This window comes from Microbaculum marinisediminis (assembly GCF_025397915.1).
Taxonomy (GTDB): Bacteria; Pseudomonadota; Alphaproteobacteria; order Rhizobiales; family Tepidamorphaceae; genus Microbaculum; species Microbaculum marinisediminis.
Map to the genome: position 1 here is coordinate 476,458 of NZ_JALIDZ010000004.1, position 12,443 is coordinate 488,900.

At 68.2% G+C, this 12,443-nt stretch carries 10 protein-coding genes; 8 read left to right on the forward strand and 2 right to left on the reverse strand.

Going from position 1 to position 12,443, the window contains the following annotated elements; genetic code table 11:
* The first annotated feature begins 152 nt into the window (after positions 1-152).
* The 7 genes from MUB46_RS11140 to MUB46_RS11170 all read left to right on the forward strand — a co-directional run bounded on the left by MUB46_RS11140 (position 153) and on the right by MUB46_RS11170 (position 7,759).
* The gene (locus tag MUB46_RS11140) at positions 153-962 is read left to right on the forward strand and encodes a crotonase/enoyl-CoA hydratase family protein (protein ID WP_425256247.1); all 810 of its coding nucleotides are present in this window, start codon (positions 153-155) and stop codon (positions 960-962) included.
* A complete protein-coding gene (locus tag MUB46_RS11145) occupies positions 962-2,857 on the forward strand; it encodes a feruloyl-CoA synthase (protein ID WP_261615970.1) in 1,896 nt (631 codons plus the stop codon). Before MUB46_RS11140 ends, MUB46_RS11145 begins: the two co-directional genes overlap by 1 nt.
* A 13-nt stretch (positions 2,858-2,870) precedes the next feature.
* Positions 2,871-4,124, forward strand: coding sequence for a thiolase family protein (locus MUB46_RS11150; RefSeq protein WP_261615971.1), 1,254 nt, complete (start codon positions 2,871-2,873; stop codon positions 4,122-4,124).
* 221 nt (positions 4,125-4,345) lie between these two features.
* Positions 4,346-5,323: a TRAP transporter substrate-binding protein gene (locus MUB46_RS11155; RefSeq protein ID WP_425256256.1), complete on the forward strand. Its 978-nt coding sequence runs from the start codon at positions 4,346-4,348 to the stop codon at positions 5,321-5,323.
* A 122-nt stretch (positions 5,324-5,445) separates the two neighbouring features.
* Entirely contained in the window at positions 5,446-5,994 is a 549-nt protein-coding gene (locus MUB46_RS11160) for a TRAP transporter small permease (RefSeq protein ID WP_261615973.1), read from the forward strand.
* A complete protein-coding gene (locus tag MUB46_RS11165) occupies positions 5,991-7,295 on the forward strand; it encodes a TRAP transporter large permease (RefSeq protein WP_261615974.1) in 1,305 nt (434 codons plus the stop codon). The genes MUB46_RS11160 and MUB46_RS11165 overlap by 4 nt, the downstream gene beginning before the upstream one ends.
* A gap of 5 nt (positions 7,296-7,300) precedes the next feature.
* Positions 7,301-7,759 (forward strand): DUF3237 domain-containing protein, encoded by a 459-nt coding sequence (locus MUB46_RS11170; RefSeq protein WP_261615975.1) that lies wholly within the window; start codon positions 7,301-7,303, stop codon positions 7,757-7,759.
* 22 nt (positions 7,760-7,781) lie between these two features.
* Here the strand turns inward: MUB46_RS11170 and MUB46_RS11175 are convergent, their stop codons facing one another.
* Positions 7,782-9,293 (reverse strand): indolepyruvate oxidoreductase subunit beta family protein, encoded by a 1,512-nt coding sequence (locus MUB46_RS11175; RefSeq protein ID WP_261615976.1) that lies wholly within the window; start codon positions 9,291-9,293, stop codon positions 7,782-7,784.
* 1 nt (position 9,294) lies between these two features.
* Complete coding sequence (locus MUB46_RS11180) at positions 9,295-11,469, reverse strand: indolepyruvate ferredoxin oxidoreductase subunit alpha (RefSeq protein ID WP_261615977.1); 2,175 nt, start codon at positions 11,467-11,469, stop codon at positions 9,295-9,297.
* A gap of 180 nt (positions 11,470-11,649) precedes the next feature.
* Between MUB46_RS11180 and MUB46_RS11185 the strand changes: the two genes are divergently transcribed.
* A complete protein-coding gene (locus tag MUB46_RS11185; RefSeq protein ID WP_261615978.1) occupies positions 11,650-12,126 on the forward strand; it encodes a MarR family winged helix-turn-helix transcriptional regulator in 477 nt (158 codons plus the stop codon).
* The last annotated feature ends 317 nt before the right edge of the window (positions 12,127-12,443 follow it).

Sequence of the window (12,443 nt, forward strand, 5' to 3'; positions counted from 1 at the left end):
CGAACGCGCTTGATGCCCGGGCCCTGGCCCGGGCATTTTCGTTTCCGGGTCCCCGAACGTCCGCGCTCCGGCTGCTTGCGCGCGATGGCCGATTGATGGTTTGGCTACAAACTGTTATCAACGGCCTCGATACATCGGGAGGAGTTGTCGCGTTGCACGGGTCGGAAAATCCGTCTTCGGACCTGCCGGATCTGCCGGGATCGCTTGCCGCCGAGGTCGACGGCGATATCGCCCTCCTGCGGCTTGCCCGGCCGAACAAACGCAACGCGCTCGACGATCCGACCGTCCTCGGCCTGGAGATCTTCTTCACGCGGCTGCCGGAGGGCGTGAAGGCTGTCGTGCTGAGTGGCGAGGGCACGCATTTCTCCGCCGGTCTCGACCTTTCGGAATTGCGCGAACGCGACCTCGCCGAGGGCATCGAGCATTCGCGGATGTGGCAGTCGGTGTTCGACAAGATTGCGTTCGGCCGGGTGCCGGTCGTCTCGGTCCTGCATGGGGCCGTCGTTGGCGGCGGCCTGGAACTGGCCTGCGCCACCCATATCCGCGTCGCCGAGCGCTCCGCCTATTACGGCCTGCCGGAGGGCCAGCGCGGCATCTTCGTGGGCGGCGGCGGCTCGGTGCGGGTGCCGAAGCTGATCGGCGCGGCGCGGATGATGGACATGATGCTGACCGGGCGCGTCTATGACGCAGCCGAAGGGCAGACCATCGGCCTGTCGCACTATCTGGTCGACGACGGGGCCGGGCTCGACAAGGCGAAGACGCTGGCCCGGGCCATCGCGTCGAACGCGCCGCTCAGCAACTACGCCATCCTGCAGGCGGTGCCGCGTATCGCCGAGGCCGCCGGCGGCAACGGCTATTTCACCGAGGCGCTGATGGCGGCGGTTGCGCAAAGCCAGGACGAAGCCAAGCAAAGGCTGCGCGATTTCCTCGAGAAACGCGCGCCCAAAGTCGAGAAGGAGTGATGACCGGCAACGACGCGGCCAAGAAGCAGACCGATCCGGACCGCTTCCGGCCCGTCGATCTCGGGCCGCGCGACGTCGTGGCCGAACACCGACCCGACGGATCGATCCTGTTTCGATCGCCGTTTCCACTGCCGGCCTATCCGGAGCGCCTGACCGACCGACTGGTCGACTGGGCCGAGGCCACACCGGACCGGCTTTTCCTCGCCGGTCGCCCGGCCGGCGGGGGCGACGGTGACGGCGCCGGCTGGCGCCGGTTCACCTACGCCGAGACGCTGGACCTGGTGCGGCGGATCGGTGCGGCGCTCCTGACACGGCACCTGACCCGGGAGCGGCCGATCGTCATCCTGTCGGGCAACGATATCGAGCACGCGCTCCTCGGGCTGGCCGCCCAGTATGTCGGCATCCCGTATGCTCCGGTATCGCCGGCCTACTCGCTGATCTCCACCGACTACGCGAAGCTGCGCTACATCGTCGAGCTGGTGACGCCCGGCCTGATCTTCGCCGCCGACGGCGCGGCCTTCGCCCCGGCGCTCGACGCCGCGACGCCCCGGGGCTGCGAGGTCGTGGTCGCCCGCAACCCGGGCCCCGGCCAGACCCTGTTCGACACGCTGGCGAATGGTGAGGATGCCGGGGCCGATCCCGCGGCGGCGGACACGGCGAACGCCACCGTGGGGCCGGATACGATCGCCAAGATCCTGTTCACCTCCGGCTCCACCGGCATGCCCAAGGGCGTGGTCAACACCCAGCGCATGCTGACCTCCAACCAGGAGATGATCGCCTGCGCGTTTCCCTACTTCCGTGACGAGCCGCCGGTGATCCTGGACTGGGCGCCGTGGAACCATACCGCCGGCGGCAACCACAATTTCGGGATCGCGCTCTACAACGGCGGGACGTTCTATATCGATGACGGCAATCCGACGCCGGCCGGTATCGAACGGACCGTCCGCAACCTGCGCGACGTCTCGCCGAACTGGTACTTCAACGTGCCGAAGGGCTTCGACGCGCTCGTTCCCTACCTGCGCGACGACCCGGGCCTGCGCGAGACGTTCTTCAAGGACCTGAAGGTGCTGTTCTATGCCGGCGCCGGGATGGCCCAGCACGTCTGGGACGACCTCGACGCCATGGCGACCAGGACCTGCGGCGCGCGCATCCTGCGGCTTTGCGGCTTCGGCGCGACCGAGACCGGGCCGTTCGCGCTCGTGCTGTTGTGGGATGCGCCGGCCGGCCATGTCGGCATCCCCGCGCCCGGCGTCGACATCAAGCTGGTGCCGAACGGTGCCAAGCTCGAGGCGCGGATCCGGAGCCCGAGCGTGCTGCCCGGCTATTGGCGCCAGCCGGACATGACGGCGGCGGCGTTCGACGCCGACGGCTACTACATGCTCGGCGACGCCATGCGGTTCGCCGACCCGGACGATCCCTCCGCCGGCCTGGTCTTCGACGGCCGCGTCAAGGAGGACTTCAAGCTCGATACCGGAACCTGGGTCAATGTCGGGCCGCTGCGCGGCGCCTTCATCGACCATTTCGCGCCCTACGTCTCCGACGTGGTGATCGCCGGGCTGAACCGCGACTACGTGTCGGCGCTGGTCTTCGTCGACCCCAACGCCTGCCGCCGGCTGGCCGGGCTTCCCGCCGACGGGGGACTGGCCGCCCTCGTCGCCGACGATGCCGTCAGGGCGGCGTTCCGCGACCGGCTGGAAAGCTTCGCGCGGACGGCGACGGGAAGCTCCAACCGGGTGGTCCGGCTGCTGCTCATGCCCGAGCCGCCATCGATCGACCGCCACGAGATGACCGACAAGGGATCGATCAACCAGCGCGCGGTGCTCGAGAACCGCGCCGCCCTGATCGAAACCCTGTACGCCGAACCGCCGGGACCCGACGTCCTGGCGCTTGCGTGAGGAGAAACGAGACATGAGCGGGACGGAGCGCGCGGTCTGCGCCGAATGGAGCGACGTCTGGCTCCTCGACGGGGTGCGCACGCCCTTCGTCGACTACAAGGGCGCGCTGTCGCTGGTCTCGCCGATCGATCTCGGCATCAAAGCCGGCCGCGAGGCGCTGGCGCGCGCCGCCGTCCCGCCGGAGGACGTCGGAACCGTTATCTGCGGCTCGATGGCCCAGGCGAGCTTCGACGCCTACATGCTGCCGCGCCATGTCGGCCTCTATTCCGGGGTGCCGATGGAGGTGCCCGCCCATCTGGTACAGCGTATCTGCGGGACCGGGCTCGAGGTGATCAGCCAGGCCGCCGACGCGGTGTCGCTCGGCCGGGCGAACGCGGCGCTGTGCGTCGGCGCGGAATCGATGAGCCGCAATCCGATCGCCGCCTACACCCATCGCGGCGGTTTCGACATGGGCCGAGTCGAGTTCAAGGATTTCCTCTGGGAAGCGCTGCTCGATCCGGCGGCGAGCGTCACCATGGGCGGCACGGCGGAGACCCTCGCGACGCGCTATCAGATCGGCCGCGAGGCGGTCGACGCCTATGCGGCGCGCAGCTTCGAACGGGCCATGGCGGCCAGGGACAGCGGATTCCTCGACGGCGAGATCACCCCGGTGACGAGCGAGGTGTTCGCGCTCGAGGGCTACAACGACCGTGGCATCAGGCTGCCGCGCAAGGTCGATGCGGTGCGTCAGGATACGCATATCCGGCCATCATCGGTTGAGGCGCTCGCGCGGATCCGGCCCGCCTTCGGCGGGGTGCAGACCGGCGGCAACTCGTCGGGCGTGGTCGACGGCGCCGCGGCGGCGGTGGTCGCCTCCGGGGCCTATGCGCGTGACCGCGACCGGGCGCCGCTGGCCCGTCTCGTCTGCGCGGCGGCCGTCGGCGTGCCGCCGGAGATCATGGGCATCGGACCGGTGCCGGCGATCCGGGCGGTGCTGGACCGCAGCGGCCTATCGCTCGCCGACATCGACCGCATCGAGATCAACGAGGCGTTCGGCGCCCAGGTGATGGCCTGTGCGCGCGAACTCGGGCTCGACGAGGACAGGCTCAACGTCAACGGCGGGGCGATCGCCATCGGCCACCCGCTCGGCGCGACCGGCCTGAGGCTCGCCGTCACGCTGGCCCGGGAACTGGCTCGATCAGGCCTGCGCTACGGCATCGCATCGGCCTGCATCGGCGGTGGGCAGGGAATCGCGCTCCTGATCGAGACGACCGAAAGTGCCGGATGAACCGCCGATTTCGGCACCCTATCCGAAAGTTTGAGGGCAAACAGTTGCGGAAGCAAACAACATTCTTGCCCCCGCCGCTTGGCTCGGTCTAGGCTACGCCCAACAGAGCCGCCAGCGCAGTGCGCGTCAGGCGGCCAAGCCGATCGCCAAAGATCCGCTGTCTGAGGGAGGACCGCATGAAAGCGCATACCTGGCTTGCCAGCACCATTGTCTCCGCCGCCATGTTCGCGGCGGGTGCCGCCTACGCGGACGATCCGGTCGAGATCCGGTTCGCGCACTGGGTGCCGCCGACACATCCGCTGCAGCAGGCGATCACCGAGTGGGGCGCGTCCCTCAACGAAGCTACCGGCGGTACGATCTCGGTGACGATCTTCCCGGCGCAGCAGCTCGGCGCCGCGAAGGACACCTACGACATGGTCCGCGATGGCATCGCCGACATGGGCTACATCAACCCGGGCTACACGCCGGGCCGCTTCCCCGTCTTCGACGCCGCCAATCTGCCCTTCAACATCACCAACGCCACGGACGGCTCCGCGGCGATCGACGAGTGGTACGGCAACTACGCCGAAAAGGAGATGGGCGACATCTATGTCTGCCTCGCCAACGCGCATGACCCGGGCACCTTCCATTCCAAGGAAAAGATCGTCGTTCCCGGCGACGTCAACGGCCTGAAGGTGCGGCCGGCCAACGGCACGATCTCCAAGATGGTGACCCTGCTCGGCGGCCAGCCGGTCCAGGTCAGCGCGCCGGAATCGCGCGAGGCGCTGGAGCGCGGCGTCGCCGACGCGATCACCTTCCCCTGGGGCTCGATCCTCCTGTTCGGCATCGACAAGACCGTGAAGTACCACCTCGACATGCCGACCTATGTCGTCGGCTTCGTCTGGGGCATGAACAAGGACTTCTACAACAACCTGTCGGATGCCCAGAAGAAGGCGGTCGACGATCACTGCAATCCCGAATGGGCCAAGCAGACCTCGATCGGCTGGGCCACGTACGAGAGCGGCGGCCGCGACAAGATCAAGGCGATGTCCGACCACACCGTGACCACGCCGACCGACGACCAGGTCGCCGAATGGCGCAAGGCCGTGGCGCCGATGGAAGACGAGTGGAAGAAGGCCGTGAACGACGCAGGCTACGACGCCGACGCGGTCTGGAACGACCTTCAGGATACGCTGAAGAAGTACAACTCGAAATACTGAGGCGGACCGATGACCGGCCGTCCCGGCACCAATTGGCCGGGGCGGCGGCTTCGGCGTCTCGGCGATCGTCCTGTCCGAATCTCTCGCCGGCGGGCGAGGGCGCGTGAGGTCCAGGCTCTTCGATGAACGCGTTCGAGCAGCTCATCAAACGGATCGTCACCTTCGTCGACGGGGCGGCGGCGATGTTCCTGGCGGTCATCACCGGGCTGACCTTCCTGACCGTTGTGCTGCGCTACGGGTTCAACGCGTCGCTGCCCGGATCCTTCGACATCGGTCGCCTGCTGCTCGGCGTCGCCATTTTCTGGGGCGTGGCGGTCGCCGCCTACCGGCAGGAGCATATCCAGGTGGACATCCTCTGGTCGGCCCTCCCGCGCAAGGCCCGGGGCTATCTCAACCTGTTCGCCGATCTCGTGTTCTTCGGCTGCGCGGCCGTCTTCACGTGGATGTTCCTTGTCCGCGTCTTGGCCACGCGGGCGTCCGGCGAGACCACCTTCGAGCTCGACGTGCAGATCTGGCCGTTCCACCTGCTCGCCTGGCTCGGCATCGCGCTGACCACCGTCGTGCTGCTGGCCCGCATCGCCCATGTGGTCATCACCGGCAACTTCGACGTTCCCTCGAATCTCGGCCCCGACGATGACGGGCCGCAGGACTATCCCGCCGGAGAGCCATGAGCTATCCCGATCTCGTCGCCATCGGCGGCTTCGTCGTCCTGTTCATCCTGCTGCTCCTGCGCGTGCCGATCGGCGTCGCCATGGGCCTCGTCGGCGTCGGCGGCTTCGCCATGATGGTCCGGACGTCGTCGGCGCTGAACCTGGTCGGCCTGTCGCCGATCCGCACCGCTACGGAATACTCGCTGGCGCTGATCCCGATGTTCATCCTGATGGGGTCGCTGGCGACCGCGTCCGGCCTCAGCAAGGAACTGTACCGGGCCTCCAACGCCTGGATCGGCCACCGGCGCGGCGGGCTCGCCATGGCCACGATCGCCGCCTGCGGCGGCTTCGCGGCGATCTGCGGATCGTCGGTGGCGACAGCGGCGACGATGACCCGGGTCGCGCTGCCGGAGATGAAGCGCTACGGCTATCCCGACACGCTGGCGACCGGCTCGATCGCGGCCGGCGGCACGCTCGGCATCCTGATCCCGCCGTCCATCGTCCTCGCCATCTACGGCATCCTGACAGAGCAGGACATCGGCAAGCTGTTCATCGCCGGCGTCATTCCCGGCATCCTGGCGCTGCTCCTCTATCTGGTGACGGTGCGGCTCTACGTGATGTTCTCCAAGAGCGACGTACCCGTCCAGGAGAAGGCTGACTGGACCGAGCGGATCCATGCTTCGCGCGGCGTCTGGGCGGTGGTGCTGCTGTTCGTCTTCATCATGGGCGGCATCTACGGCGGCGTCTTCACGCCGTCCGAGGCCGCCGGCATGGGTGCCTCGGGCGTGCTGATCATCGGCCTCGTGCGCCGCCGGCTCGACGGCAAGGCGATCTACCGCTGCCTCGTCGACAGCATCCAGGTCTCCGCCTCGATCTTCTTCATCCTGATCGGCGCCCTCCTGTTCGGCTACTTCCTGACGGCGACGCAGACGCCGCAGAAGATCGCCAACCTGCTGCTGGCCCTCGACCTCGGCCCCCACGGCACGCTGGTGCTGATCCTGCTGTTCTTCCTGATCCTCGGCTGCATCCTCGACGCCATGGCGATGATCGTGCTGATGATCCCGATCATCTATCCGGTCATCCTGCAGCTCGGCTTCGATCCGATCTGGTTCGGCGTCATCATCGTCATGACGGTGGAGCTCGGCCTGATCACCCCGCCGGTCGGCATGAACGTCTTCGTGCTCAATTCGCTGGCGCGCGACATACCGCTTCAGCGCGTGTTCGCCGGCGTCATGCCGTTCGTGCTGATGGACGTCCTGCGCCTGTCGCTGCTCGTGGCGTTCCCGATCCTGGTCCTGTTCCTGCCCAACACGATGCAGTGAGCCCCATGCTCGTCGCGCAATCACCGTTCATGCACATTCACGCCGAACTGGCCGACAGTCTGGAGTTCGGCCTGACGCCGATGGGCACGCGGCGGGTGATCAACATCCTCGGGGGAACGGTGTCCGGCGAGCGGGTCAACGGCCGCATCCTGCCCGGCGGCGCCGACTGGCAGGTCATCCGGTCGGATGCGATCGCCGACATCTCGGCGCGTTACACCATCGAAACGGCGGCCGGCGCGCTCGTGCTCGTCAACAGCGACGGCGTGCGCCACGGGCCGGCCGACGTGATCGCAAGGCTGGCGCGTGGCGAGGCGGTCGATCCCGCGCTCTACTATTTCCGCACGGCCATGCGGTTCGAGGCGCCGGTCGACAGCGACGTCGCCTGGCTCAACGGCATCATCGGCGTCGCGACAGGCAGGCGCGAGAAGAACGCCGTGCTGCTCGACGTCCACGCGGTGGTCTGAGGGCTACTCGGCGGTCTGAGCCCTACTCGGCGGCCTGACGGTCCGGCGCGAGCGAGGCCCAGAGGCTCCGGATCGTTTCGTCGAGGGCCGTTCCCTCCGGGTCCTTCAGCGCGGCAAGCCGGGCGTTCAGCACCGCGTCGGCGAAGGCCGGGGCTGGCAGGTCGCCGGCCAGGGCGGGCTCGACGACGCGCGCGACGATGCGGTCGAAATTGCGGCGACCGCGCTTGTGCGTGTCGGCATAGCCCTTCACCAGGCCGCCGATGGCGACGACCTCGCGCGCCGCGTCCGGATCGACCGCGAGCGTCCGGTCGATCAGGTCGAGCCAGTGTTCGATCCAGGCCTGCTCGTCGGCGTAGCGCAGGGTGCGGCGGCGCCAGCCGCGCAGGCTCGCGAGCGTCTTCAGCCGGATGAACCCGCCGAACCGCGTCGCCGTGACGTTCATCGGGATCGACCATGTGTCCCAGCCGCGGCCGGCGAGAAAGGCCAGCGCGCGCCGCGCCAGCGCGGGCGGCAGCAGCGAGAAAAGCTCCTCGGGCCCCGGCTTCATATACTCGATCACGTCGACGATCTCGCCGGACCGCGCCCCGGCCTCGGCCCGGACCTGTTCGAGCCTTGCCGCGGTGAGCTTCAGCTGGGCGACGCGGATCGTGTCCTCGAAGGCCATGCGCAACGCCAGGATGCGGGCGAGCTCGGACAGGAATGCCGCATCCGCGCCGGGCCGGCCGGCGAAGCGCTTCAGGCGGTCGGCATAGAGCGCGACGTACGCGTCGTCCTGATAATCGGCGAGGCGCTGCGATCCCGCCTCGATCATCGGCAGGGCGCCTTCGGGATAGAGCGACCAGGCTTCCGGGACCGGCCGCACCGCGTCTTCGGTTTCGGCGGCCGGGGCGGGCCCCGTCCTGCCGGTTCGGGCGAACGCGAGCCCGGCCTCGAACCCGCGCAGATTCGACTCGACCGCCTTGGCGCCGGCGCGGATCGCGTCACGATAGCGGTCCGGCGGGATCGGCAGGGTGCCGGAGCCGGCGAGCGCGCCGAGCAGGACGGCGTTCAGATGGCTGCCGGCGGCCTGGGCGATCGCGCCGAGATCGCCGAGCAATGCGGTTTTCGAATAGCGTTCGACGATCGCCTCGAGCCGGTCGGGATCGAGGCGTCCGTCGCCCATGGAAGCCTTCTCCGCCACGGTATAGACGCGGCGGACGACGCCGATCAGCACGGTCCGATCGGGCGTCGCGTAGCCCGTCTGCACCATACGCGCGGTCTCGAGCAGTTCCGTGCCGATCAGCACGTCGACGCGGCCGGGCGCCGGATTGAGCGCCAGCACCGGCTTGCCCGGCCCGCGCCCGGCGTCGGCGTGGGGCAGGATCTCGAGGTAGTAGGTCGTGGCGCCGGTGCGCTGGGCGACGCCGGGGATCGACGTGCGCTGGGCATGGAGGCCCTCGGCGACGGCGGCATCGGCGATCCAGCCGGCAAGCACGCCGCCGCCTTCGCCGCCGAGCGCGGAGATCAGGACCGTGATCGGCGAGCCGGCCGACATGTCACTCGGCCGGAATGGGGTGCGGCGCCGGGCGGGCGTCGGGTTCGGACGGTGCCGCGTAGCCGCCGAACAGCCGGATCAACGCCGAGGACAGCCGCGCCCGGAACCGGTCCCAGCCGTTCGGGTTCCGGATGATCTCGAGGCGGGCGAAGGACGGGCAGAGCTGGGCGGCGTGGGACACCTCGCCGCACAGGCCGCAGCCGACGCAGTCGTTGTTCACATGGGCGACCGGCTCGGGTTTCAGCGGGTCGGTGCTGGGCTTCACCGTCAGCGACGGGCAGCCGGACAGACGGATGCAGGCATGGTCGCCGGTGCAGACGTCGGGATCGACCCAGAAGCGGGTGCGTACGACGCGCCTGCCTTCGGCGACCGCCCGGGCCTCGGCCGGGCGGACGCGGCGCTGGCGGGCGAGCTGGCACTCGCCGTCGGCGATGATGACCTTCGGGCCCGTCTCGTCGCTGCCGAGCGCCTCCCGCAGCGTCTTTCGCATGGTCGACACGGAATAGGAGTGGACCGTGCGGACCCAGCCGACGCCGAGGCTCTTCAGCGCGCTCTCGATATCGAGCCCGCGGCCGCGCCCCTCCCCCTGCGGCCGCGAGGAGGGCACGTCCTGGACGCCGGTGGCGCTGGTATAGCCGTTCTTGAAGATGACGAGGACGGAATCGTCCTGGTTGAAGACCGAGCCGGCGACGCCGGTGAGCAATCCGTTGTGCCAGAAGCCGCCGTCGCCCATGACGCTGAGCGGGCGCTTCGCCTGGGTGCCCGAAACCGCCGCGTTCGAGGCGAGCGACATGCCGTAGCCGAGGATCGAGTTGCCCTGGCTGAACGGCGGGAAGGTCGCGAAAGCGTGACAGCCGATGTCGGCGGCGACGTGGACCGGGCCGGTTTCCTCCCGCAGGAGCTTCATCGCCGAGAAGACGGGGCGCTCCGGGCAGCCGGTGCAGAAGGTCGGCGGGCGCGGCGGCAGCGGCGCCGTGAGGTCCCGGGCGACGGATTGCGAATGGGCCTCGACGGCCTCGACCCATTCGTCGAGGCGGGCGGCTTCGTTGCGGCCGTAGCGCGACAGGAAGGCGGACAGGCCCCTGGCGACCACGACCGGCGAATACTCGCCGGCCATCGGCAGCACGTCCTTGCCGTGCAGTTTCGTATCGAGTTCGGCGTGGCGCAGGATCTGGCCGATCTCCTTCTCGATGAAGTCCGGGCCGCCTTCCTCGACCACCAGAACGGCGCGCTTGTCGGCGCAGAAGGCCGCGATCTCCTCGGGGACCAGCGGATAGGTCACGTTGAGGACGTGGGTCGGGATGCCGATGTCGCCATAGGCGTCGGAGAGCCCTGCCTCGGCGAGGCGGCCGTTGAGGACGTTGAACATACCGCCCTGGACGATGATGCCGATATCGCCGTCCTCCGGCCCCAGCGTCTCGTTGAGGCGGTTGTCACGGATGAAGGCGCGGGCCGCCGGTAGTCGGCGGTTCACCTTGTCGGCCTCCTGGACGAAGGTTACCGGCGGATGGCTAAGACGGGCATAGTCGAACCCGGCGGGTTCGGCGAAGCGGTTGGTCGCCGAGTGCTCGGACCGCCGGTTGTCGGATGCCTCGAAGGCGCCGAAGACATGGCAGGCGCGGATGCGCAACTCGAGAATGACCGGCGTCGAACTTGCCTCCGACAGCGCGAAGCCCTTCTCCACCATGCGCACGATGGTCGGCAGCTCCGGGCGCGGGTCGAGCAGCCATACCGACGACTTCACCGCGTAGGCCTGGGTGCGCTCCTGGATGACGCTGGCGCCTTCGCCGTAATCCTCGCCGACGATGATCATGGCGCCGCCGATGACGCCGGCCGACGACAGGTTCGACAGAGCGTCGGCGGCGACATTGGTGCCGACGATCGACTTCCAGGTCACGGCACCGCGCAGGGGATAGTTGATCGAGGCGGCGAGCATCGCCGCGGCCGCGGCCTCGTTGGTGCAGGTCTCCAGACGAATGCCGAGTTCGCCGAGCAGGTCCTCGGCCTGCAGCAGCACATCGAGCAGATGGCTGACCGGCGCGCCCTGATAGCCGCCGACATAAGCGACGCCGGACTGCAGGAGCGCCTTGGTGACGGCCATGATGCCCTCGCCGTGGAAGGTGTCTCCTGCACCGAGCCTCAGCGTCTCGATCTCGCGATGAAACGAGACTTCCATTCCTGCTCCCTTCCACCGCGCGTGGGGCGGTGATCGACGGCACTGTACGAATGCGGTAGTAGCGACGTCAAACAGTTGTGGCCACGCACTATCGGTTCTAGGTTGCCTTGCGGGATTCGGTCCGGCCGGCATGGACTGACATGGCTGCCGGCCCGAACGAGCCGCGGCGGAAGCGAAGGTGTGTCGATCGAGATGGATATTCCGGTACAGGCGGCGGACAGCGGGCGTGACATCGACTACGACGAACTGCCGAACTACATCGGCTATCTGCTGCGGCGCGCGCAGGCCAACGTCTTTCGCGAGTTCGAGCGGTCGCTGGGGGATATCGGGCTGACGCCGGGGGCGTTCGGCCTTCTGATGTTGATCCGCGCCAATCCGGGCATCACGCAGATGGAACTCGCCAATGCCTTCGGGATCGACAAGTCGACGCTGACGCCGGTCCTCAACCGGCTGGAGCAGAGCGCACTCGTCCGCCGCGAGCAACTCGCCCATGACCGGCGCTACAACGCCCTGTTCTTCGAGGACGCCCAGGAGGCGTTCTTCGATCGCGCGCGGACGCGGGTCCGCGACTTCGAGCAGTCGGTCGCCGATCGTCTATCGGACGACGAGCAGCGCGAACTGGTGCGTCTGATCGGCAAGATCCAGGCGGACGCCTGACCCGCCGGGGGCGCCGTGCTTCTGCGCGTTCACATCCGCGGATTCCCCTGTCCTATCGATGCCCGATCATGCCGTTGCGGTAGTGCACGCAGCCAAATTTAGACGTGTCCGATCCCGTTCGGATGGTCGGGATCAGCTGTTTTGGTGATGCTTCGCAGCATTCCAGACATACGGATTTTGCCTAATTGCATCCTTGGTTAACATTAATAATTATTGTTAGCGGACGTACACTTACCCCTCTTTCTGCTGACTGAAGACAGCCCTTTGGGGGGCGAAAGGCGACCTATCGTTCTGGCTCCGCTCGATAATTCGATGGC

What these genes read in the sequence shown, in the direction of transcription:
- MUB46_RS11165 (WP_261615974.1), top strand. Translation starts at nt 5,991, where the DNA reads ATGAGCTATCCCGATCTCGTCGCCATCGGCGGCTTCGTCGTCCTGTTC.
- MUB46_RS11175 (WP_261615976.1), bottom strand. Translation starts at nt 9,293, where the DNA reads ATGTCGGCCGGCTCGCCGATCACGGTCCTGATCTCCGCGCTCGGCGGC.
- MUB46_RS11170 (WP_261615975.1), top strand. Translation starts at nt 7,301, where the DNA reads ATGCTCGTCGCGCAATCACCGTTCATGCACATTCACGCCGAACTGGCC.
- MUB46_RS11155 (WP_425256256.1), top strand. Translation starts at nt 4,346, where the DNA reads ATGTTCGCGGCGGGTGCCGCCTACGCGGACGATCCGGTCGAGATCCGG.
- MUB46_RS11150 (WP_261615971.1), top strand. Translation starts at nt 2,871, where the DNA reads ATGAGCGGGACGGAGCGCGCGGTCTGCGCCGAATGGAGCGACGTCTGG.
- MUB46_RS11160 (WP_261615973.1), top strand. Translation starts at nt 5,446, where the DNA reads ATGAACGCGTTCGAGCAGCTCATCAAACGGATCGTCACCTTCGTCGAC.
- MUB46_RS11145 (WP_261615970.1), top strand. Translation starts at nt 962, where the DNA reads ATGACCGGCAACGACGCGGCCAAGAAGCAGACCGATCCGGACCGCTTC.
- MUB46_RS11180 (WP_261615977.1), bottom strand. Translation starts at nt 11,469, where the DNA reads ATGGAAGTCTCGTTTCATCGCGAGATCGAGACGCTGAGGCTCGGTGCA.